This is a genomic window from Streptomyces sp. NPDC104307 (genome assembly GCF_055584045.1).
On sequence record NZ_JBVJMU010000002.1, the window covers coordinates 228,438 to 250,744 of the forward strand.

A 22,307-nucleotide genomic window follows, 5' to 3' on the forward strand; every position below is an offset into this window, starting at 1 on the left:
GCCCCGCCACCCGTGGGCCCCGCCACCCGTGGGCCCGGCCTACGGGTGGCGCAGCCGCCAGCCCTGCCAGGCGGAGTCGATCATCTCGTCCACGCCGTACCGGGCCGACCAGCCCAGCTCCGCCCGGATCCGGTCTGCGGCCGCGACCACCCGCGCCGGGTCGCCGGGCCGGCGGGCGGTCACCTCGGGGGCGATGTCCCCGTTGTCCGTCACCTTGAGGATCCGGTCGACCATCTCCCGTACGGAACTGCCCTCGCCGCGTCCGATGTTGAGCGTGAGATCCGTACCGCGCTCCGCGTCCTCAAGCCGGCGCGCGGCCGCGAGGTGGGCGGAGGCGATGTCCTCGACGTGGATGTAGTCGCGCACGCAGGTGCCGTCCGGCGTCGCGTAGTCGTCGCCGAAGATCCGCGGGCCCTCGCCGGCCTCCAGGCGCTCGAAGACCATCGGGATCAGGTTGAACACCCCGGCGTCGGCCAGCTCCGGCTCCGCCGCACCGGCCACGTTGAAGTAGCGGAGCGAGGCGCAGCGCAGCCCGTGGGCGCGGGCGGCGGCGCGGATCAGCCACTCCCCGACGAGCTTGGTCTCGCCGTACGGGCTCATCGGCGCGCACGGGGTCTCTTCGGTGACGAGGGTGACGTCGGGCATGCCGTAGACGGCGGCGGAGGAGGAGAACACCAGCCGGTCGACGCCCGCGTCGACCATGCTCTCCAGCAGCACCTCCAGGCCCGTCACGTTCTCGCGGTAGTAGTGCAGGGGCCGCTCGACGGACTCGCCCACCTGCTTCTTGCCCGCGATGTGCACCACACCGGTGACCCCGTGGTCGCGGATCGCCGCGTCCAGGGCCGGCCGGTCCAGGACGCTGCCGGTCACCAGGGGCACCCCTGCGGGCACCTTCCCGGCGCTCCCGGTCGACAGGTCGTCGTACACGACGACCCGCTGACCGCCCGCGAGCATCGCACGCACGACGTGTGCGCCGATGTATCCCGCTCCGCCCGTAACCATCCAGGTCATGTCGCGCGTCTCCCTGTCCGAGGCCATACCCGTCCCGTTCACCCTACGTGCCCGGAAAGTCGGACCTGCGGACCCGCCCTTGCCGCTCAAAGATGGCTGACAGCAATCAATTACGCTGTCCGGGTGCTGGACTCCGCCGCACTGTTCGGCGGTGCGCACCGCGCACCTCGCACACACCCTCGGACAGCTCTCTGGACTGGTGGACGATGCCCCGACTGACACTCATCGTGCCTGCGTACAACGTGCAGGGGTACATCGGGGAGTGTCTCGACTCCGTGCTCCAGCAGGACTTCACCGACTTCGAGATCATCGGCGTCGACGACTGCTCGCCGGACGGATCCGGAGCGATCCTCGACACATACGCCGAACGCGACGCCCGCGTCCGGGTGCTCCACCTCACCGAGAACGTGGGTCTGGGACACGCGCGCAACGCGGGGATGGACGAGGCGGCCGGTGACTATCTGCTGTTCCTCGACAGCGACGACACCCTGGCCCCGGGTTCGCTGGCGGCCATCGCGGCGCGCCTCGACGCGACGGACGACCCCGACGTCCTGGTCTTCGACTACACCCGCACCTACTGGGACGGGCGGCTGCTGCGCAATAAGCGCGCGGAGCTGGTGGACGAGAGCGGTCCCGCCGTCTTCGCGCTGGCGGACCGGCCGCAGCTGCTGGATCTGCTGCAGATCGTGTGGAACAAGGCCTACCGCCGCGCATTCGTCACCGAGCACGGATTCCGCTTCCCGCCCGGCTACTACGAGGACGCGCCGTGGACGTTCTCCTCGCTGATCTCGGCGCAGACCATCGCCGTCCTGGACCGCTCCTGCGTGCTGTACCGGCAGCGGCGCGAGGGCGGGAACATCCTCCGCACGGTCAGCCGCAAGCACTTCGACGTCTTCGACCAGTACGACCGCGTCTTCGCCTACCTGGACGCGCGGCCGGAGCTGGCTTCCTGGCGCCCGGCGCTCTTCGGGAAGATGACCGACCACTTCCTGACCGTCCTGGAGAAGCCGGGCCGGCTGCCGAAGAACGCCCGCGCCGAGTTCTTCCAACGCGCGGCCAAGGACTACCGCAGCCGCCTCCCGGAGGGCTTCCGGCGGCCGCCGGGCGGCAAGGGCTACAAGTACGCCCTGCTCGGCCTCGGCTCCTACCCGGCACTGGTCGGCGTCACCCGGGTCAACAACGTGCGCAACCTGGCCAAGCTGGGCGGCCGGGCCGGCGTCGGCCGGGCCAAGCGCGCCGCGCTCGGCATGTTCTACAAGTCCCAGCTGCGCATGCCGCTGGACGACAAGCTCGCGGTGTTCTCCGCGTACTGGGGCCGCGGCTACTCCTGCAACCCCGCGGCCATCGAGGCGGAGCTCGGCCGGCTGGCCCCGGACATGCGCCGGGTCTGGGCGGTCAGGTCCGAGCACCGCGACCGGGTGCCCAAGGGCGTCGAGGCGGTCGTGGTCGGGTCCCGCGCGTACTGGTCGGTGATGGCCCGCGCGAAGTACCTCACGAACAACGTGAACTTCGGCGACACCGTCATCAAGCGCGAGGGCCAGATCCATCTGCAGACCCACCACGGCACCCCGCTGAAGACGATGGGCCTCGACCAGGCCCAGTACCCCGCGTCCACCAGCATGGACATGGAGAAGCTGCTCCGCCGGTGCGACCGCTGGGACTACAGCCTGTCCGCCAACCGCTTCTCCACCAGCGTGTGGGAGCGGGTGTACCCCTGCCGGTACACCTCCCTGGAGACCGGCTACCCGCGCAACGACGTACTCCTCAACGCCACCGCGGCGGATGTCTCACGGGCCAGGAGCGAACTCGGCCTGGCGAACGGCTCGACGGCCTTCCTCTACGCGCCGACCCACCGCGAGTACGAGAAGTCCTTCGCCCCTCGGCTCGACCTGCCGAGGCTGGCCGAGGAACTGGGCCCGGACGTGACCCTGCTGGTGCGCGGCCACTACTTCTACAAGCCGACCGGCCGGCTCGCCGACCTGCAGGCCAGCGGCCGGATCATCGACGTCTCGGCGCACGGGAACGTCGAGCAGCTCTACCTCGCGGCGGACGCCCTGATCACGGACTACTCCTCGGCGATGTTCGACTACGCCAACCTGGACCGGCCGGTCGTGATCTACGCCGACGACTGGGACACCTACCGGGCCGTGCGCGGCACCTACTTCGATCTGATGGCCGAGCCCCCGGGCCCGGTGGCGACCAGCCAGGCGCAGCTCGCCTCCGTCCTGGGCTCCCGGGAGTGGCGGAGCGAGGAGTCGGCGGGGCTGCGCCGGGCGTTCCGGGAGCGCTTCTGCGACTACGACGACGGCCGCGCCGCCGAACGCGTGGTGCGCCGGGTGTTCCTGGGCGAGGAGACGATGCTCCCGTTCGTCCCGCTCGACGAGCGCACCCCGGCGCCCTCCCCCGCCGAGGCCCTGGAGCAGTCCGCCCGGCCCTGACGGCCCGGCCTCCCGGAAACCACGCGGTCCCGGCTCCCCCAAGGGGAACCGGGACCGGCGCAGGCGTCTCGTCGCTTACGCGAACGGGTCGAACTCCTGGTACTCCTTGCTGATGTCGTCGCGCTCGTCCTCGCGGTCGCGACGGCGCTGCGCGGCCGGGCGCGGCTCCTCCAGGCGGTGGTCCTCGCCACGGCGGCCGAGCATCTCGGCACCGGCCGTCACGGTCGGCTCCCAGTCGAAGACGACGGCGTTGTCCTCGGCGCCGATGGCCACTCCGTCGCCCGCGCGGGCGCCCGCCTTGCGCAGCTCGTCCTCGACACCGAGCCGGTTCAGCCGGTCCGCGAGGTAGCCGACGGCCTCGTCGTTGTTGAAGTCGGTCTGGCGCACCCAGCGCTCCGGCTTCTCGCCGCGCACCCGGTAGATGCCGTCGTCCTCCAGCGTCACGGTGAAACCGGCGTCATCCACGGCCTTGGGCCGGATGACGACGCGGGTCGCCTCCTCCACCGGCTTGGCGGCGCGCGCCTCGGCGATGACACCGGCCAGCGCGAAGGAGAGCTCCTTGAGCCCGGTGCGGGCGACGGCGGACACCTCGAAGACGCGATAGCCGCGGGCCTCCAGGTCCGGGCGGATCATCTCCGCGAGGTCCTGGCCGTCCGGGATGTCGATCTTGTTGAGGACGACGATGCGGGGCCGGTCCTCCAGACCCCCGTACAGCTTCAGCTCCTCCTCGATCATGTCGAGGTCGGAGAGCGGGTCGCGGTCGGACTCCAGCGTCGCGGTGTCCAGTACGTGCACGAGGACCGAGCAGCGCTCGACGTGCCGCAGGAACTCCAGGCCGAGGCCCTTGCCCTGGCTGGCGCCCGGGATCAGGCCGGGGACGTCCGCGATGGTGTAGACGGTGGAGCCCGCGGTGACGACGCCGAGGTTCGGGACCAGGGTCGTGAACGGGTAGTCCGCGATCTTCGGCTTGGCGGCGGACAGGACGGAGATCAGCGAGGACTTGCCGGCGCTCGGGTAGCCCACCAGGGCGACGTCCGCGACGGTCTTGAGCTCCAGGACGATGTCCCGGCTCTCACCGGGCTCGCCGAGCAGCGCGAAGCCGGGGGCCTTGCGCCGGGCGGAGGCCAGCGCGCCGTTGCCGAGGCCGCCCCGGCCGCCCTGACCGGCGACGAACATGGTGCCCTGGCCGACCAGGTCCGCGAGGACGTTGCCGTCCTTGTCGAGCACGACAGTGCCGTCCGGCACGGGCAGGACCAGGTCCTGGCCCTCCTTGCCGGTGCGGTTGTCACCGGCACCGGGCTGGCCGTTGGTGGCCTTGCGGTGGGGGTGGTGGTGGTAGTCGAGGAGGGTGGTGACGGCCTGGTCGACGATCAGGGTCACATCGCCGCCCCGGCCGCCGTTGCCGCCGTCCGGGCCGCCGAGCGGCTTGAACTTCTCACGGTGAACGGAGGCGCAGCCGTGGCCCCCGTTACCCGCGGCGGCATGCAGCTCGACGCGGTCCACGAAGGTGGTCATGGTTGGAACCTCCAGTTACATACGTGCAGAAAAGTCTCGCTCGTGCCCCTCAGGGGCAACACGCGAAAGGCGGACCCACTTCCCGGAACAGGAAGTGAGGTCCGCCTCCACGTCAAACCGTTCTACGAGCGCCGAGAATCAGCCGGCGATCGGAACGATGTTCACGACCTTGCGGCCACGGTGCGTGCCGAACTCGACCGCACCGGCGGCGAGGGCGAACAGCGTGTCGTCGCCGCCACGGCCGACGCCCGTGCCCGGGTGGAAGTGGGTGCCGCGCTGGCGGACCAGGATCTCACCGGCGTTGACGGCCTGACCGCCGAAGCGCTTCACGCCGAGCCGCTGAGCATTGGAGTCGCGCCCGTTCCGAGTGGACGATGCGCCCTTCTTATGTGCCATGTCTCCTCAGTCCCTTACTTCGCAGCCGCGGGGATACCGGTGACCTTGATCGCCGTGTACTGCTGGCGGTGACCCTGGCGACGGCGGTAGCCGGTCTTGTTCTTGTAGCGAAGGATGTCGATCTTCGCGCCCTTGTGGTGGTCCACGATCTCGGCCTGGACCTTGATGCCGTCAAGCACCCACGGGTCGCTGGTCACGGCGTCGCCGTCGACAACGAGCAGGGTAGAGAGCTCTACCGTGTCGCCAACACTGGCGGTGGGAATCTTGTCAACCTCAACGATGTCGCCGACAGCAACCTTGTGCTGGCGACCACCGCTGCGCACGATGGCGTACACGCGGATCTCACTCTCACTCGAAGCGGAAACCCCTGAAGCCAGCCGCTCACACGGGTCCGGGGACCCGAGACGATCCGGATTGGACGAGCGGCCTCTCCCGTACGAGCGGGAGGTCAGTGCTCAGAGGTGTGGCGAAACAAACGCCGACGGTCAAGATTACGGGGCCCGGGACACCCCGGTCAAACCGGGCCCCGTTTCAGGCTTCGGCCGCCGCGACGTAGCCGGCGTAGGCCTCCCTGATCCCGTCCGGGGACAGGTTCAGGTGTTCCAGGATCGTGTACCGGCCCGGCCTGGTCCGGGGCGCGAACTCGACCACGGAGACGAACTCGTCCACGCTGAACCCGATCTCCCGCGCGGTGACCGGCAGGCCGTGGCGCCGCAGCGTCGCGGCCATCCGCGCGGACTCCTGGTGGGCGCCGCGCAGATACATGGCGAAGGCCGCACCCAGACCGCACTGCTCCCCGTGGCTGGCCGCCCGCCGGGGGAACAGCAGGTCGAAGGCGTGGTTGATCTCGTGGCAGGCACCGGAGGCGGGCCGGCTGTCACCCGCCACCGACATCGAGATCCCGGTGAGCACCAGGCCCTCCGCCAGCACCTGGAGGAACCGGTCCTCGTCCAGGGACCCGGGGTGCCGCAGCACGGCCTCGCCCGCCTGCCGGGCCATCGCCGCGGCCAGTCCGTCGATGTCCTCGCCGTTGACCCGGTGGGCGAGCTCCCAGTCCGCCACGGCGGAGATGTTCGAGAGCGCGTCCCCGATCCCGGACCGCACGAAGCGGACCGGGGCCTCCCGGATGATGTCGAGGTCGATGACGACGGCGATCGGGTTCGGGACCCCGTAGGAGCCCCGGCCCGCGTCGTTGTCCAGCGTGGCCACCGGGGAGCACAGACCGTCGTGCGACAGGTTCGTCGCCACGGCGACCAGCGGCAGCCCGATGCGGGCCGCGGCGAACTTGGCGCAGTCGATGATCTTGCCGCCGCCGAGGCCGACCACGGCGTCGTACCGTCCGGACTTCATCTGCTCCGCCAGCTTGACGGCGTCGTTCAGCGTGCCGCCGCCGACCTCGAACCAGGAGGCCCCCGGCAGGCTGTCGGACAGCCGTTCCCGCAGCGCCAGGCCGGAGCCCCCGCTGATCGCTATCGCCAGCTTCCCGGAGCCGGAGATGCGCTGATCGGCCAGTACACCCGCCAGATCCGCCAGCGCGCCGGCCCGGATGTCGACGACGACCGGCGCGGGGATCAGCCGGGTCAGTACTGGCACGCGATGGTCCTGCCCTTGGCCAGGTCCTCGTGGTTGTCGATCTCCACCCACTTGATGTCACCGATCGGCTCCACGTCGACCTTGAAGCCTCGGTTGACGAGCTCCTGGTAGCCGTCCTCGTAGTAGAGGTCCGGGTCCCGCTCGAAGGTGGTCTTCAGCGCGTCGGCCAGCTCCGCGGCCGCTTCGCCCTCGATGAGGGTGACGCCGATGTACTCGCCGGTGGCCTCGGCCGGGTCCATCAGCTTGGTGATCCGCTGGACGCCCTTCGAAGGGTCTGCGACGACCTTCATCTCCTCGTCGGCGAGTGTCTTCACCGTGTCGAGGGCGAGGATGATCTTCTTGCCGTCGCCGCGCGCGGCCAGCAGCGTCTTCTCCACGGAGACGGGGTGCACGGTGTCGCCGTTGGCGAGGATCACGCCGTCCTTGAGGGCGTCACGGCCGCACCAGAGGGAGTAGGCGTTGTTCCACTCCTCGGCCTTGTCGTTGTCGATCAGCGTGAGGGTGACGCCGTACTTGGCCTCCAGGGCGGCCTTGCGCTCGTACAGGGCCTCCTTGCGGTAGCCCACGATGATCGCGACCTCGGTCAGACCGACCTCGGCGAAGTTGCCGAGCGTCAGGTCGACGACGGTCAGGCTCTCCTCGTTCCCCTCGGGGCCGACCGGCACCAGGGCCTTGGGCAGCGTGTCGGTGTAGGGGCGCAGACGACGGCCTGCGCCGGCCGCCAGAATCATGCCGATCATGAGGGTTCTCCTTGTTCCTTGGTGGGCCTCGGTGGGCCTTGGTGCGGGTGTCCCGGGTGGTGGGTCCGGGTGCTGTACGGGAACGGCCCCGACAGCCTCTCAGAGCTCGGCCGCCACGTAACCGCGCAGCCAGTTACGGAAGTCGGGGCCCAGGTCCTCGCGCTCGCAGGCGAGTCTGACGATGGCCCGCAGGTAGTCGCCCCGGTCGCCGGTGTCGTAGCGGCGGCCGCGGAAGACGACGCCGTGGACCGGGCCGCCGAGCTTCTCGTCGACGGCCAGCTGCTGGAGGGCGTCCGTCAGCTGGATCTCGCCGCCCCGGCCGGGCTCCGTCTCGCGCAGCACGCCGAAGACCGCGGGGTCCAGGACGTAGCGCCCGATGACGGCGAGGTTGCTGGGCGCCTCGACCGGCTCCGGCTTCTCGACCAGCCCGGTGACCCTCACCACATCGTCCTGCGCGGTGGCCTCGACCGCGGCGCAGCCGTACATGTGGACCTGCTCGGGCGCCACCTCCATCAGCGCGACGACGCTGCCGCCCTCGCGCTCCTGGATCTCGGTCATCCGCGCCAGCAGCGGGTCGCGCGGGTCGATCAGGTCGTCGCCCAGGAGCACCGCGAACGGCTCGTCGCCCACATGGGGCTCCGCGCACAGGACGGCGTGGCCGAGGCCGCGCGGGTCACCCTGGCGGACGTAGTGCATGGTCGCCAGCTCGCTGGACTCCTGGACCCGGACCAGCCGCTCGTCGTCGCCCTTGCGGGTCAGCGCCGACTCCAGCTCGTAGTTCCGGTCGAAGTGGTCCTCCAGGGCGCGCTTGTTGCGCCCGGTGATCATCAGCACGTCGCTCAGTCCCGCGGCGACGGCCTCCTCCACGACGTACTGGATCGCCGGCTTGTCGACCACCGGCAGCATCTCCTTGGGCGTCGCCTTCGTCGCCGGCAGGAACCGGGTACCGAGCCCCGCTGCCGGTATGACGGCCTTCTGGATCTTGCGCATGTACTCAGACTTCCGTGTCCACGAGGACGGTTGTGGTGCGCCGGGAGCGGCAGTACGCAGCCGGCCCGGTTCCTGTGGGGGAACCGGTCCGGCTGCGTACGGGCACACGGTGCGAGGCCGGTCAGACCTCGTCCGCCGAAGCCGTGACGGAGGACGGCGACTGCTGCTCCGCCGCCACCGTCTTCTTCGCTGCCGCCTTCTTGGCCGTCGTCTTCTTCGCGGCGGTCTTCTTGGCGGCCGTCTTCGTGGTGGTGGCCTTCTTCGTGGCCGCCTTCTTGGCCGTGGCCTTCTTGGCGGTCTTGCGGGCCGCCTTCTTGGCCGGTGCGGCGTCGGACTCGGCGTCGGCGTCGCTCGCGGGCGCCGGCTCGGCCTCGGTCTCGGCCTCCGGGGAAGCCGTCACCACGACGGTCGCGGCCTCTTCGGTGCCTGCCGGAGAGCCCGCGGGCGCGGTGGCCTTACGGGTCGCCCGGCGACGGGCACGCGGCGGTGCGGCCGGCTCCTCCGCCGGGACCTCCACGTGCGGAGCCTCGGCGACCGGGTCCTCCGCGGCGACCGGATCGGCGTCGGAGACCGGCGCCTGGACGGCCGGGGCCGGCTCGGCCACCGGCTCCGCCGGGGCCGGCGAACCCGCCGGGGCGGTCGCCTTGCGGGTCGCCCGGCGACGCGGACGGCCCTGGGGCGCCTCGGCGGCCGGGGCCTCCGCGACCGGCTCCGGGACGGCCTCGGGCTGCGGCTCGGGCGCCACGACGGGCTCCGGCTCGACGACCGGCTCGGCCACCGGAGCGGGCGCGGACGCCTGCTTCGGCGCACCTGCCGGGGCGGTCGCCTTACGGGTCGCCCGGCGACGGCCACGGCCGCGCCCTGCTGCCGCCTCGGCCTCTGCCGCGCTGCTGTACAGCTCCTCGTCCGCGACGAACTCCGGCTCGGGCAGCGCCAGCGGAGCGGCGACCTCGGCCGCCACCTCGGCCTCGGTCTCGGCCTCGTTGTCGTGATCCTGCTCGTGCTCGTGGCCGTGCTCGTGCTCGTGGTCCTGGCCGGAACCGCCCCGGCGCTTCTTCGACCGCTTGCCGTTGCCGCCGCCACCGCCCGCGGAGGTGGGCTGCTCCATGTGCACGATCACGCCGCGACCGTTGCAGTGGACGCAGGTCTCGGAGAAGGACTCCAGCAGACCCTGTCCGACCCGCTTACGGGTCATCTGGACCAGGCCCAGCGAGGTGACCTCCGCGACCTGGTGCTTCGTACGGTCGCGTCCCAGGCACTCCAGAAGACGCCGCAGCACCAGATCCCGGTTGGACTCCAGCACCATGTCGATGAAGTCGACGACGACGATGCCGCCGAGGTCGCGCAGCCGCAGCTGGCGCACGATCTCCTCGGCCGCCTCCAGGTTGTTCTTGGTGACGGTCTCTTCGAGGTTGCCACCCTGACCGGTGAACTTGCCGGTGTTGACGTCGACGACGACCATCGCCTCGGTCTTGTCGATCACCAGCGAGCCACCGCTCGGCAGGTAGACCTTGCGGTCCAGCGCCTTCATGAGCTGCTCGTCGATCCGGTAGGTCGCGAAGATGTCGACCTCCGAGGTCCACCGCGACAGCCGGTCCGTCAGGTCGGGCGCCACGTGCGAGACGTAGCCGTGGATGGTGTCCCACGCCTCGTTGCCGCTGACGATGACCTTGGAGAAGTCCTCGTTGAAGATGTCGCGGACGACCCGGACGGTCATGTCCGGCTCGCCGTAGAGCAGCGTCGGCGCGTTGGAGCTGCCGCTGCTCTTCGACTTCTTCTGGATGTCCTCCCACTGTCCCTGGAGCCGCTCGACGTCGCGGCGCAGCTCGTCCTCGCTGGCGCCCTCCGCGGCGGTGCGGACGATGACGCCCGCGTCCTCGGGGACGATCTTCTTGAGGATGGTCTTGAGCCGGGAACGCTCGGTGTCGGGCAGCTTGCGGCTGATCCCGGTCATCGAGCCCTCGGGCACGTAGACCAGGTAGCGGCCGGGCAGCGAGACCTGGCTGGTGAGCCGGGCGCCCTTGTGGCCGATCGGGTCCTTCGTCACCTGGACGAGGACGGACTGGCCGGACTTGAGCGCGGTCTCGATACGGCGCGGCCCGTGGGCCATGCCGAGCGCCTCGAAGTTGACCTCACCGGCGTACAGGACGGCGTTGCGGCCCTTGCCGATGTCGACGAAGGCGGCCTCCATGGACGGCAGGACGTTCTGGACCTTGCCCAGGTAGACGTTGCCGACGTAGCTGGTGGCCTGCTCCTTGTTGACGTAGTGCTCGACGAGCACGTTGTCCTCAAGGACGCCGATCTGGGTGCGCTCGCCGCTCTGGCGGACGACCATGACGCGCTCGACGGCCTCGCGGCGGGCCAGGAACTCCGCCTCCGTGATGATCGGGACCCGGCGGCGGCCCTGCTCGCGGCCCTCGCGGCGGCGCTGCTTCTTGGCCTCCATACGCGTCGAGCCCTTGATGGACTGGACCTCGTCGAAGCCGGTGCCGGGCTCGCGCTCGGCCTCCTTCTTACGGGGCTCGCGGACCTTGACGACCGTGCGCTCCGGGTCGTCCGTGCCGTTCTCGGCGTCGGACGCGGAGTCACCGCTGCGACGGCGGCGGCGCCGGCGACGACGGCTGCTGCTCGAACCGGCGGCACCGGAGTCGTCGTGGTCGCTGTCGTCGTCGTGGTCGCCCTCGTCCTCGGACTCGTGGGCGCGCTCCTGCTCGTCCTCCGAGCGGTCCGGGCGGTGGTCAGAGGTGGAGGTGTCCTCGGTGTGCTGCTGCTCCGTGTTCTCGTCCTCCGCGGACTCGCCACGGCGGCGGCGACGGCCACCGCGACGGCGGCGGCGCGAGGGCCGGTCACCGTACTCGTCGGTGTCCTCGCCGTCGTGCTCCGCGTCGTGCTCGCCCGAAGGCTCGTCCTCCTGCGCGGCCTGCTCCTCCACCGGGGCGGCGGCGGGAGCGGGTGCGGCGGCGGGCTCGGTCTCCGCGGCCTCACCGCGACGGCGGCGCCGGCGGCGCGAACCGCCCTGCGGGGCCTCCGCGGGGGCGGGCGCCTCGGCGACCGGGGTCTGCTCCTCGGTCGTCCCGATCTCTTCCTCGGGCTCCTCGTCGTGCGTGCCGGTCCCCGCGGCGGCGGCCGCGGCAGCGGTCTCCGGGGTCTGGAACATCGGCTCGGAGAAGACCGGGGCCTGGAACACGGCGACGGCGGGGCGGGCGGCGCCACGGCTCCTGCGCACGGGCTCCTCGACCTTGCCGGTGAACTCGGGGCGGCCCGCGGCCGCGGTGGCGCGGCGGCGCTGGCGGCCGCGCGGGGCGGCCTCCTCGACCTCCGCGGTCTCGGCTGCCAGCTCCTCGACGGCGGTCTCGGGCAGGCTCTCGCCGGTCTGGACCTCGGTCTGGACCTCAGCGCGCTCCTGCGCGGCCTGCGGGGCACCGGCCGGGGAGGTGGCCTTGCGGACCGCACGACGACGGCCGCGCGGGGCCTCGACCGGCTCGGCAGCCGCCGGGGCGGCCTCCTCGGGCTCGGCAGCGGCGACGGGCTCGGCGGATTCGGCGCGGGTGGCCTGCGGCGCACCGGCCGGGGCGGAGGCCCTGCGGCGGGCACGGCCGCGCGGCGCCTCCGCGACGGGCTCGGGGCTCGCCTCTGCGGCGGGCTCCTCGACGATCTCCACAGCCTCGGCGGCCTGCGGGGCACCCGCCGGGGCGGTCGCCTTGCGGGAAGCGCGACGACGCGCACGCGGCGCCTCGACCGGCTCAGTCTGCTCCTCGGCTGCGGGCTCGGGGCTCACCGGGGCCGCCGGCTCCTCGACGATCTCCACAGCCTCGGCGGCCTGCGGAGCGCCCGCAGGGGCGGTCGCCTTGCGGGAAGCGCGACGACGCGCACGCGGCGCCTCGACCGGCTCGGTCGACTCGACCGGCTCGGCCGCGACGGGCTCGGGGGCCACGGCGGGCTCCACGACCTCTGCGGCCTGCGGGGCACCCGCCGGGGCGGTCGCCTTGCGGACCGCGCGGCGGCGGGCCCGGACGGGCGGGGCGGCCTCGGTCTCGTTGGTGTTCCCGGTACTGGGGTCCGACTCTCCGGCGTCAACGGCCGGTATGGCCGGCGCGTCGGCCGCACCCGGAGCGCCGCCCGAGGGCGGGCCGGCCGGGCGGGACGCCGCACGGCGCCTGCGGCGCGGCGGCAGCTTGTCCCCGGGGGTGTTGCTGTCTTCTGCGTTCCCGGCCGTGCCGGGTTCTGTGGGCTCTTGCATGCGGGCGGTTCTCCCGTCGCGCTCCCGGGCGCCGCGTCTGATTCCGGTCCGGCACGGTCCGCGTATCTACGCGGTACCGCCGTCCGGGGCGCGGGCGCCGCACGGGGGCTGAATGTCTGGCTCGCCGGTTCCGTACACGGTGTGCGCACGGCCTGGCGAAAGTCTTATGGGTCTGCGCGCGGCCCGGACCAGGTGGCTCCCGAGTCCGAGCGCCGCGCTACAACGACCGCCTTACGCGGTGCCCGCACCTTCCGGCGCCGTCGCGACGGCGGTCCCGGTGGCCGTGGGTAGCACGGCCGGGGCTGCCTCGCGGTCAGGCGCGAGCGGGTCGGTCACCGTGCCGGACTCCTCGTCGAAGAGCCCCTGCGCCAGCCTGGTCACCGCAGCGGGGACAGGCGGCGCCAGGTCGGCCACAACGCGGAGACCGGACAGGACGTCGTCAGGCCGTACGGCAGGTGTCACGTGCCGAACAACCAGCCGCAGTATCGCACAGGCCTTGACCTCGGGCCTATCAGGCTGTTGATCAAGGGCCCGCAGCTCCACCACGGCGGAACGGGCGTCGAAGCTGCGCACGCCGTTCTTCGTACGGCGCTGGACCTCGACGGTCTCGGCCCCGTTGAAGGCGGCCACGGCCTTCTCCGCCTCCTGCGCGGAGACCCCGTCCAGCCGCATCTCCCAGACGGAGGCGGTCAGCCGGTCTGCGAGGCCCGAGGTACGGGCCTCCACGGCGTCCGTGATGTCGAGCCCGTCCGGCAGCGAGTCGTTCAGCAGCTCGCGCAGGACATCGGGGTCACGCGCCTCGCTGAGGGCGATCTCCAGGAACTCGGCCTCGCTGCCCGTGCCGGTGGGGGCGGCATTGGCGTAGGACACCTTGGGATGCGGGGTGAAGCCCGCCGAGTAGGCCATGGGCACCTCGGAGCGGCGCAGCGCCCGCTCGAAGGCACGCTGGAAGTCACGGTGACTGGTGAACCGGAGGCGGCCGCGCTTCGTGTAGCGCAGACGAATGCGCTGCACTGTGGGTGCGGGCGGCGGGCCTTCGGGCTGTCGCTTGCCCAGTGGTTCTTCTCCTCGGTGCGGGGCGGACGCGGTGGCGCACCGCCCTCGAAATACGGGTGGCCCGGGGTGTCCGCTCCGGCTCACCCCCGCTGGGCGGCTTTCCCGCCGTGCAGGGAGATCTCTGGTTCGGGCGCCGCGCTGGGCACAGTCGTTGTACTACCCAGAGTACGCGCAACCCGCCTGTTCAGTTCCCGGGGCTCTGTCGCCCGGGGCCCGCCGACCAGTGCCCGCCAGGCGTCGCGGCGCGCCTGGCGCACGGTGTCGCGGGCGGTGCGCATCGCGTCCCGGGCGGTCCGGCCCGCCGCCGCCCCGGCCCGCCGGGCCGGGGCCCACACGGCGTCGCGCACGAAGTGCCCGACGGGGGTGCAGACCGTGCGGTACGCCCAGGTCACCGGCGCGCCGACCAGCCACCACGCCAGCCGGGCCAGCCCCCGGCCGACGGCCCGCGAGACGAATCCGGCGGCGCGCCAGGCGAATCCGAACGCGGCCGCGACCTCCCGGCCCACGGGGGCGAGCACCCGCTGGTACAGCCAGCCGAGCGGAGTGACGAGAAGCACCGAGACCAGCAGGCACAGAACGGCCCAGAGCCCCCGGAATCCGGCGGCGACGCCTCTGGTCAGCAGATCGAGGAGCCAGGCGGTGCCGTGGCCCAGCGGGGTGAGCAGTTCCCGGTACGTCCACCGGGCGGGCACGAGGACCAGGCAGCGGACCACCCAGGCGGCGGCCAGCCCCAGGGGCACCAGCACATATCGCCAGACGCCCACGGCAGGCAGGACGAGCACGGCCCTGAGCAGCCATCCGATCCCCGCGAGGACGCCGCGTCCGGCGGGAGCGAGCAGCGCCAGGCACACCCACCGCAGCCCGTGTCCGAGCGGAGTGAGGACCTCCGTGTACAGCCAGCCGAGCGGAACGACGATCCCGTACCGCACGCCGGGCACCACGACGTACCGCCACAGCGCGGTCCACGGCCACACGAGCACCGCCCATGCCAGCCACCGGAGCCCGTGGCCCAGTGGTGTCAGCACCCACTCCCACAGCCAGCCGGCCGGAACGGCCACCAGGACGTGGAACAGCCAGGACAGTGCCCGCCCCAGCGGCCGGCGCAGCACCCGTTCGGCGGCGCGGGAGCAGGCGGCGAGCGCGTCCCACACCATCCGGACCGGCAGGACGAGCACGAGGACCACGATCCGGACCGGAATCCGGACGAGGGTGGTCAGACAGCCGTCGCCGCTCTCGTACCGCGCGGGGGCCTGGTGCTCTGCGTTGTCCATGCACTCCATGACGCGAAGGCCCGGTCCGGGGGTTTCCCGGGCCGGGCCTTCGTCATCGAGCTGTCACCCGGCCGGAGCCGGACGGTGTCCCTGTGCGGGCCGTGTCACTTCACGACGGTCAGCGGGAGGAGCTTCTTGCCCGTCGGGCCGATCTGGATGTCGAGGTCCAGCTGCGGGCACACCCCGCAGTCGAAGCAGGGGGTCCAGCGGCAGTCCTCGACCTCGGTCTCGTCGAGCGAGTCCTGCCAGTCCTCCCAGAGCCAGTCCTTGTCGAGGCCCGAGTCGAGGTGGTCCCAGGGCAGGACCTCCTCGTACGTCCGCTCGCGGGTGGTGTACCAGTCGACGTCGACACCGAAGCCGGGCAGCGTCTTCTCGGCGCTCTTCATCCACAGGTCGTAGCTGAAGTGCTCGCGCCAGCCGTCGAAGCGGCCGCCCGCCTCGTAGACGGCGCGGATGACGGAACCGACCCGGCGGTCGCCGCGGGAGAGCAGGCCCTCGACGATGCCGGGCTTGCCGTCGTGGTAGCGGAAGCCGATCGAGCGGCCGTACTTCTTGTCGCCGCGGATCTTGTCCCGGAGCTTGGCCAGCCGGGCGTCGGTCTCCTCTACGCCGAGCTGCGGGGCCCACTGGAACGGGGTGTGCGGCTTGGGCACGAAGCCGCCGATGGAGACGGTGCAGCGGATGTCGTTCTGCCCGGAGACCTCGCGGCCCTTGGCGATGACGTTGACCGCCATGTCACCGATCTGCAGGACGTCCTCGTCGGTCTCGGTGGGCAGGCCACACATGAAGTACAGCTTCACCTGCCGCCAGCCGTTGCCGTACGCGGTGGAGACGGTCCGGATCAGGTCCTCCTCCGAGACCATCTTGTTGATGACCTTGCGCATCCGCTCGGAGCCGCCCTCGGGGGCGAAGGTGAGGCCGGAGCGGCGGCCGTTGCGGGTCAGCTCGTTGGCCAGGTCCACGTTGAACGCGTCGACGCGGGTGGAGGGCAGCGAGAGCCCGATCTTGTCGTCCGTGTAGCGGTCGGCCAGGCCCTTGGCGATGTCACCGATCTCGCTGTGGTCCGCGGAGGAGAGCGAGAGCAGGCCGACCTCCTCGAAGCCGGTCGCCTTGAGGCCCTTCTCCACCATCTCGCCGATGCCGGTGATGCTTCGCTCCCGCACGGGGCGCGTGATCATGCCGGCCTGGCAGAAACGGCAGCCGCGGGTGCAGCCTCGGAAGATCTCCACGGACATCCGCTCGTGGACGGTCTCGGCGAGCGGGACGAGCGGCTGCTTGGGGTAGGGCCACTCGTCGAGGTCCATGACCGTGTGCTTGGACACCCGCCACGGCACGCCCGACTTGTTCGGCACGACGCGGCCGATGCGGCCGTCCGGGAGGTACTCCACGTCGTAGAAGCCGGGGACGTACACGCCACCGGTCCTCGCGAGGCGGAAGAGCACCTCCTCGCGGCCGCCGGGGCGGCCCTCGGCCTTCCAGGCCCTGATGATCTCGGTGATCTCCAGGACGGCCTGCTCGCCGTCGCCGATGACCGCGCAGTCGATGAACTCCGCGATCGGCTCGGGGTTGAACGCGGCGTGGCCGCCCGCGAGCACGATCGGGTCGTCGATGTCCCGGTCCTTCGCGGCCAGCGGGATGCCGGCCAGGTCCAGGGCGGTGAGCATGTTGGTGTAGCCCAGCTCGGTGGAGAAGCTCAGCCCGAAGACGTCGAACGCCTTGACCGGGCGGTGTCCGTCCACCGTGAACTGGGGCACCTGGTGCTCGCGCATCAGCTCCTCCAGGTCCGGCCAGACGCTGTAGGTGCGCTCCGCGAGGACGCCCTGACGCTCGTTGAGCACCTCGTAGAGGATCATGACGCCCTGGTTGGGGAGTCCGACCTCGTAGGCGTCCGGGTACATCAGGGCCCAGCGGACGTCGCACTCGTCCCACGGCTTGACGGTGGAGTTGAGCTCACCGCCGACGTACTGGATGGGCTTCTGCACATGCGGGAGCAGAGCTTCGAGCTGTGGGAAGACCGAATCGACAGACATCGCGAACTTTCGAGAGCCGGCAAGGATGACCATCCAGCGTACCGCGACGCTCAGCTTCCCCGTGCCGCCCGGATTCCGGCCCGGGACGCCCTGGCCCAGACCCCGGGCAGCTCCCGTTCGCGTGCTGCCGCCGACCGCTCCTCCTGCCCGTACAGCAGTCCCCAGGTGAACGAGGGCTCGCCGGACAGCTGGGCCTGGACGGCCAGGGCGCGCAGGGCCTCGCGGGCCACCACGCTGTCCTGGTGGTCGCCCAGCACACCCTGTAGGGCCTTCAGCCGCTTGGCGGACTTCCGGGCGGGTTTGCCGAGCGCGGGGCGGGCGGCCTCGGCCGCGTAGCGTGCGCGTTTCGCCGCCTTGCGGGCCTCGTGCAGGGCGACGTCGCGCTCCGGTCCCGGTGGCAGCTCCTGGGCGTGGGCGATGCGGTGCGCGAGGCGCCGGTGGTCCTTGCGCAGGGCGCGTGGCAGCGCCTTGCCGGGCGGCTTCGCCGCGGCGGGCAGCAGGGGCGGGTCCGCCAGGAGCGCGTCCAGGGCCGCCAGCAGCGTCAGGTAGCGGCTGGTGTCGAGTACGGCGACGGTGCGGGCGCGGGAGCCGGTGCGGCGGGCGACCGACCAGATCCGCAGCCGGCCCCGGACCGGCCCGAGGACCAGGGTGCGGGGCAGCCCGTCGAGCCGGGCGCGCAGCCGTTCGTCCAGGACCTCCTGGTCGCGGTCGATGCCGAGCTCCGCCGCGAGCCACTTCAGCTCCTCGGCCACCGGGCCGGTGACGGTCCGGTCGAGGATCCTGCGGTACGTCCGGAAGGCGCTGCGCAGTCTGCGGGTGGCGACCCGCATCCGGTGCACCGAGTCGGGCAGCCCCCGGCGGACGGCCGGGTCCAGGGCGACGATCGCGGTGATCTGGTGGCGTACGTAGGCGAGGACGTGGTCGCCCGCGGTGCGCGGCCGGGACCTTCCGCCGGCCGGTTTCCGCTTCGGGCCGGTCTCGTCCAGCGCCCGCGCCAGCTTGGACGGCGACGCGGAGGGCCTTACCCCGGCCTTGCGGAGCCGCCGCTCGACGGCGTCGAGGAAGGCCGGGTCGCCGTCGTCCGCCAGTTCGGCCTCGATCTCGGTCCAGGCGGTGCGGGTGGTGCGGGCGCTGCCGCCGTGCAGCCGCTCGGCCCTGACCCGGTCCACGCTGACCTCTGCGAGCAGCCCGCCGTCGGGGCCGGTCAGTCGGTGGACGTCGCGCGCGGAGCGGAGCCGGACCACGGGGACGACCGGGGCGTCACGGACCCGGGAGCGGATCAGCGCGGCGAGTTCGGGCGGCAGGGTGTCGGAGAGCGGGGCCCTGATCTCGTCACGGATGCCGGTGGCGACCGGGAGTTTGAGGTGCCAGCCCGCGTCGTCCCCGCCGGTGCGGCGGCGCAGGGTGAGGGAGGCCGCCGCGAGCCGCAGGTCCTCGGTGTCGTAGTAGACGGCGTCGAGTTCGCTGACGCCCAGGTGGTCGACGGTCGAGACGCCGGCCACCCGGCTCAGGTCGGGCAGCCGGGTGGCCTCGTTGGCTTCGTACTTCCGCTCGATCTCGCGCTTCGAGTCCGCCATGAGTCGAATCTAAACGCGATGTCCGGACTTGGGCAGGGGCCCCGCACGGCTCAGGCCGTTATCGGCCGTTGCACCCTGATCGACTGGAGCAGTCCGATGGCCACCCAGATGGCGAACATCGAGGACCCTCCGTAGGAGACGAACGGCAGGGGCAGTCCGGCGACCGGCATGATGCCGAGCGTCATGCCGATGTTCTCGAAGGCCTGGAAGGCGAACCAGGCGATGATTCCGGCGGCGACGATCGTGCCGTACAGCTCGGTGGTCTCCCGGGCGATGCGGCAGGCGCGCCACAGGATGACGCCGAGCAGGACCAGGATCAGTCCGGCGCCGAGGAAGCCGAGCTCCTCGCCCGCGACGGTGAAGACGAAGTCGGTCTGCTGTTCGGGGACGAACTGGCCGGTGGTCTGGGTGCCCTGGAAGAGGCCGGTGCCGTGCAGTCCGCCGGAGCCGATCGCGATGCGGGCCTGGTTGGTGTTGTAGCCGACGCCGGCGGGGTCGAGCGCCGGGTTGGCGAAGGCGGCGAAGCGTGCGATCTGGTAGTCGTCGAGCAGTCCGAGCTGCCAGATGGCGACCGCCCCGGCCACGCCCGCCCCGAGGAGCCCGAAGACCCAGCGGTTGGACGCGCCGGAGGCGAGCAGCACGCCGAGCACGATGACGACCATGACCATCACGGAGCCGAGGTCCGGCATCCCCATGACGACGGCCATCGGGAGCGCCGCCAGGCCGAGGGCCTTGGCGACGGTCCGGTGGTCGGGGTGGGGCTGGTCGCCCGCGTCGACCCGGGCGGCGAGCAGCATCGCCATGCCGAGAATGATCGTGATCTTGGTGAACTCGGAGGGCTGGAGCGAGAAGCCGCCGGGCAGCAGGATCCAGGCGTGCGCGCCGTTGACGGTCGCGCCGAGCGGGGTGAGGACCGCCATCACGAGGAGTACGGACAGTCCGTACAGGATCGGCACCGCGCCGCGCAGGGTGCGGTGGCCGAGCCAGATCGTGCCGACCATCAGGACGAGGCCGATGCCGGTGTTGAGGACGTGCCGGAAGAGGAAGTAGTACGGGTCGCCGTGGGTGAGCGAGTCGCGTCCCCGGGTCGCCGACCAGACCAGCAGCGAGCCGATGAAGGAGAGCGCGAGCGCCGAGCCGAGGAGCGGCCAGTCGAGCCGGCGCACGACGGAGTCGCGTGCCATGAGCCGGCCCCAGCCGGACCGCTCGGGGCCGTAGCGCGGGACGGAGAATCCGGCCATCAGTCGCGCCTCCCCAGCACCGCGGCGAGCGTCTGCTCGGTGGGCGGCTTCTGCGAGGCGGGGTCGTAGGGCTTGATCTTCGGGGCGTCGATGGTGCCGTCCGTCTGGACCTTCGGGAGGCCCTTCTGCGGGGTCGGCAGCAGGGCCTTCTTGAGGTCCTGCTTGCCGGTGGCGTCGAGACCGTAGATCGCGTTGTAGATGTTGCGCACGGCGGGCCCGGAGGCGCCGGAGCCCGTACCGCCCTGGGAGATCGTCATGACGACCGTGTAGTCCTTGGTGTAGGTGGCGAACCATGAGGTCGTCTGCTTGCCGTAGACCTCGGCCGTACCCGTCTTGGCGTGCATCGGGATCTTGTCCTGCGGCCAGCCGCCGAACCGCCAGGCGGCGGAGCCGCGGGTCGCGACGCCCGCGAGGGCTCCGTCGATCTCGTTGCGGGTCTTCTGGGTGAAGGGCAGCTTGCCGTGCGACTTGGGCTTGATCTCCTGGACGCTCTTGCCGTCGCCGCTCACGATCGCCTTGCCGACGGTGGGGTTGTAGAGGGTGCCGCCGTTGGAGATGGCCCCGTAGATCGTCGCCATCTGTATCGGCGTGACGAGGGTGTCGCCCTGGCCGATCGAGTAGTTGACGGAGTCACCGGCACGCATCTTGTCGCCTTCGAGGCAGTTCTCGTAGGCGATCTTCTCGACGTATGTGCCGTCCTTCTTGCCCTGCTTGCACCAGGAGGCGTGGTTGGCCTTGGCGAAGTTCTGCTTCCACTGGCGGTCCGGGACCCGGCCGCTGACCTCGTTGGGGAGGTCGATGCCGGTCTCCTTGCCGAGGCCGAACTGGTGGGCGGTCTTGTAGAACCAGTCGTTGGGCTTCTTCTTCGGGTTGTTCCCGCCGTCCTTCGCCCACTCCTTGTGCGCGATGCCGTAGTACACGGTGTCGCAGGAGACCTCCAGGGCGCGGCCGATGGTGATGTCGCCGTAGCCCTGGGACTCGAAGTTCTTGAAGGTCTGGCCGCCGATGGAGTACGAGCTGGGGCAGGGGTAGTTGCCGTTGAAGGGGTATCCGGCGTTGACCGCGGCGGTCGAGGAGATGACCTTGAAGATGGAGCCGGGGGCCGCCTGGCCCTGGATGGCCCGGTTCAGCAGCGGGAAGTTGGAGTTCTTGCCGGTGAGCTTGGCGTAGTCCTTGCCGGAGATGCCGCCGACCCAGGCGTTGGGGTCGTAGTTGGGCAGCGAGGCCATCGAGACGACCCGGCCGGTCTTGGCCTCCATGACGACGACGGCGCCGGAGTCGGCCTTGTAGTTCTCGCCGGTGTTGGTGTCGAACTCGGTGCGGGCCGTCTTCATGGCCTGGTTCAGCTCGTACTCCGCGACGGCCTGGACCCGGGCGTCGATCGAGGTGACGACACTGGAGCCGGCCTCCGCCTCGTCGTTCTTCGCCTGGCCGATGACCCGGCCGAGGTTGTCGACCTCGTAACGGGTGACGCCCGCCTTGCCGCGCAGCTCCTTGTCGTACGTGCGCTCCAGGCCGGAGCGGCCGACCTGGTCGGAGCGCAGGTAGGGCGAGTCGCTGTCCTGGGCCTTGGTGATCTCGTCGTCGGTGACGGGCGAGAGGTAGCCGAGGACCTGGGCGGTGTTGGCCTTGCCGGGTGCGGCGTAGCGGCGTACGGCGGTGGGCTCCGCGGTGATGCCGGGGAAGTCCTCGGCGCGCTCGCGGATCGTCAGGGCCTGCTGGGTGGTGGCCTCGTCGGTGACCGGGATCGGCTGGTAGGGCGAACCGTTCCAGCAGGGCTGCGGGGTCTTCGCGTCGCAGAGCCGGACCTTGTCGATGACGTCCTTGGGCTTCATGTCCAGGACGCCGGCCAGCCGGGTCAGCACGCCCTTGCCGTCGTCGTCCGTCTTCAGCAGCTCGGTGCGGCTGGCGGAAACGACGAGCCGGGTCTCGTTGTCGGCCAGCGGCACGCCGCGGGCGTCGAGGATGGAGCCTCGGGCGGCGGGCTGGACGACCTGCTGGACGTGGTTGTTCTTCGCCTCGTCGGAGTACTCCTGGCCGTTGCGGATCTGGAGGTACCAGAGCCGGCCGCCGAGGGTGAGCAGCAGGGAGAAGACGAGGACCTGGATGACGATGAGGCGGATCTGGACCCGCTGGGTCCGGCCCGTCTCCGGGATGTTGGTCACGGGGCGCCCCCGGTGGTGGTCGGGCGGGGGGCGCGGTGGGCGGT

Annotated in this window: 15 protein-coding genes; 1 reads left to right on the top strand and 14 read right to left on the bottom strand. The window is 71.5% G+C overall.

Translation table 11 applies throughout. From position 1 onward, the window contains the following. Window positions 1–39: 39 nt before the first annotated feature. Window positions 40–1,011: a UDP-glucose 4-epimerase GalE gene (galE, locus tag ACZ601_RS07720; protein WP_469534332.1), complete on the bottom strand. Its 972-nt coding sequence runs from the start codon at window positions 1,009–1,011 to the stop codon at window positions 40–42. 206 nt (window positions 1,012–1,217) lie between these two features. Here galE and ACZ601_RS07725 point away from each other — a divergent pair, with 206 nt between their 5' ends. Further along, the gene (locus ACZ601_RS07725; protein ID WP_469534335.1) at window positions 1,218–3,449 is read left to right on the top strand and encodes a bifunctional glycosyltransferase/CDP-glycerol:glycerophosphate glycerophosphotransferase; all 2,232 of its coding nucleotides are present in this window, start codon (window positions 1,218–1,220) and stop codon (window positions 3,447–3,449) included. 75 nt (window positions 3,450–3,524) lie between these two features. On the opposite strand, the gene obgE is transcribed toward ACZ601_RS07725, so the two are convergent. The 13 genes from obgE to mrdA form a co-directional block, all read right to left on the bottom strand. Further along, a complete protein-coding gene (gene obgE / locus ACZ601_RS07730) occupies window positions 3,525–4,964 on the bottom strand; it encodes a GTPase ObgE (RefSeq protein WP_469534338.1) in 1,440 nt (479 codons plus the stop codon). Window positions 4,965–5,102: 138 nt separating this feature from the next. Beyond that, window positions 5,103–5,360, bottom strand: coding sequence for a 50S ribosomal protein L27 (rpmA, locus tag ACZ601_RS07735; protein ID WP_018103204.1), 258 nt, complete (start codon window positions 5,358–5,360; stop codon window positions 5,103–5,105). Between the two features lie 14 nt (window positions 5,361–5,374). Then, entirely contained in the window at window positions 5,375–5,695 is a 321-nt protein-coding gene (rplU, locus tag ACZ601_RS07740) for a 50S ribosomal protein L21 (RefSeq protein WP_024494442.1), read from the bottom strand. A gap of 196 nt (window positions 5,696–5,891) precedes the next feature. Beyond that, window positions 5,892–6,953, bottom strand: a complete 1,062-nt coding sequence (locus ACZ601_RS07745) for an iron-containing alcohol dehydrogenase family protein (protein ID WP_440573988.1) — start codon at window positions 6,951–6,953, stop codon at window positions 5,892–5,894. Next, complete coding sequence (locus ACZ601_RS07750) at window positions 6,941–7,693, bottom strand: phosphocholine cytidylyltransferase family protein (RefSeq protein WP_469534343.1); 753 nt, start codon at window positions 7,691–7,693, stop codon at window positions 6,941–6,943. Before ACZ601_RS07750 ends, ACZ601_RS07745 begins: the two co-directional genes overlap by 13 nt. Window positions 7,694–7,792: 99 nt before the next feature. After that, window positions 7,793–8,683, bottom strand: coding sequence for a UTP--glucose-1-phosphate uridylyltransferase GalU (gene galU, locus ACZ601_RS07755; RefSeq protein ID WP_469534346.1), 891 nt, complete (start codon window positions 8,681–8,683; stop codon window positions 7,793–7,795). 121 nt (window positions 8,684–8,804) lie between these two features. Beyond that, window positions 8,805–12,923 (bottom strand): Rne/Rng family ribonuclease, encoded by a 4,119-nt coding sequence (locus ACZ601_RS07760; protein WP_469534348.1) that lies wholly within the window; start codon window positions 12,921–12,923, stop codon window positions 8,805–8,807. A 231-nt stretch (window positions 12,924–13,154) separates the two neighbouring features. After that, on the bottom strand, window positions 13,155–13,937 hold the full coding sequence (locus tag ACZ601_RS07765; protein WP_440573992.1) for a TIGR03936 family radical SAM-associated protein: 783 nt from the start codon (window positions 13,935–13,937) through the stop codon (window positions 13,155–13,157). 122 nt (window positions 13,938–14,059) lie between these two features. After that, complete coding sequence (locus tag ACZ601_RS07770) at window positions 14,060–15,250, bottom strand: hypothetical protein (RefSeq protein WP_469534352.1); 1,191 nt, start codon at window positions 15,248–15,250, stop codon at window positions 14,060–14,062. Between the two features lie 104 nt (window positions 15,251–15,354). Continuing rightward, window positions 15,355–17,280, bottom strand: a complete 1,926-nt coding sequence (locus ACZ601_RS07775; RefSeq protein WP_469534355.1) for a TIGR03960 family B12-binding radical SAM protein — start codon at window positions 17,278–17,280, stop codon at window positions 15,355–15,357. Window positions 17,281–17,330: 50 nt separating this feature from the next. Then, the gene (locus tag ACZ601_RS07780; protein ID WP_469534358.1) at window positions 17,331–18,857 is read right to left on the bottom strand and encodes a CYTH and CHAD domain-containing protein; all 1,527 of its coding nucleotides are present in this window, start codon (window positions 18,855–18,857) and stop codon (window positions 17,331–17,333) included. 50 nt (window positions 18,858–18,907) lie between these two features. After that, window positions 18,908–20,098, bottom strand: coding sequence for a rod shape-determining protein RodA (rodA, locus tag ACZ601_RS07785; RefSeq protein WP_440573996.1), 1,191 nt, complete (start codon window positions 20,096–20,098; stop codon window positions 18,908–18,910). After that, complete coding sequence (mrdA, locus tag ACZ601_RS07790; RefSeq protein WP_469534365.1) at window positions 20,098–22,263, bottom strand: penicillin-binding protein 2; 2,166 nt, start codon at window positions 22,261–22,263, stop codon at window positions 20,098–20,100. Before mrdA ends, rodA begins: the two co-directional genes overlap by 1 nt. Between the last annotated feature and the right edge of the window lie 44 nt (window positions 22,264–22,307).

Coding starts and splice junctions, on each gene's coding strand:
- ACZ601_RS07750 (WP_469534343.1), bottom strand. CDS start 7,693: ATGATCGGCATGATTCTGGCGGCCGGCGCAGGCCGTCGTCTGCGCCCC.
- ACZ601_RS07725 (WP_469534335.1), top strand. CDS start 1,218: ATGCCCCGACTGACACTCATCGTGCCTGCGTACAACGTGCAGGGGTAC.
- galU (WP_469534346.1), bottom strand. CDS start 8,683: ATGCGCAAGATCCAGAAGGCCGTCATACCGGCAGCGGGGCTCGGTACC.
- rpmA (WP_018103204.1), bottom strand. CDS start 5,360: ATGGCACATAAGAAGGGCGCATCGTCCACTCGGAACGGGCGCGACTCC.
- ACZ601_RS07780 (WP_469534358.1), bottom strand. CDS start 18,857: ATGGCGGACTCGAAGCGCGAGATCGAGCGGAAGTACGAAGCCAACGAG.
- obgE (WP_469534338.1), bottom strand. CDS start 4,964: ATGACCACCTTCGTGGACCGCGTCGAGCTGCATGCCGCCGCGGGTAAC.
- ACZ601_RS07770 (WP_469534352.1), bottom strand. CDS start 15,250: ATGGACAACGCAGAGCACCAGGCCCCCGCGCGGTACGAGAGCGGCGAC.
- ACZ601_RS07760 (WP_469534348.1), bottom strand. CDS start 12,923: ATGCAAGAGCCCACAGAACCCGGCACGGCCGGGAACGCAGAAGACAGC.
- galE (WP_469534332.1), bottom strand. CDS start 1,011: ATGACCTGGATGGTTACGGGCGGAGCGGGATACATCGGCGCACACGTC.
- rodA (WP_440573996.1), bottom strand. CDS start 20,098: ATGGCCGGATTCTCCGTCCCGCGCTACGGCCCCGAGCGGTCCGGCTGG.
- ACZ601_RS07775 (WP_469534355.1), bottom strand. CDS start 17,280: ATGTCTGTCGATTCGGTCTTCCCACAGCTCGAAGCTCTGCTCCCGCAT.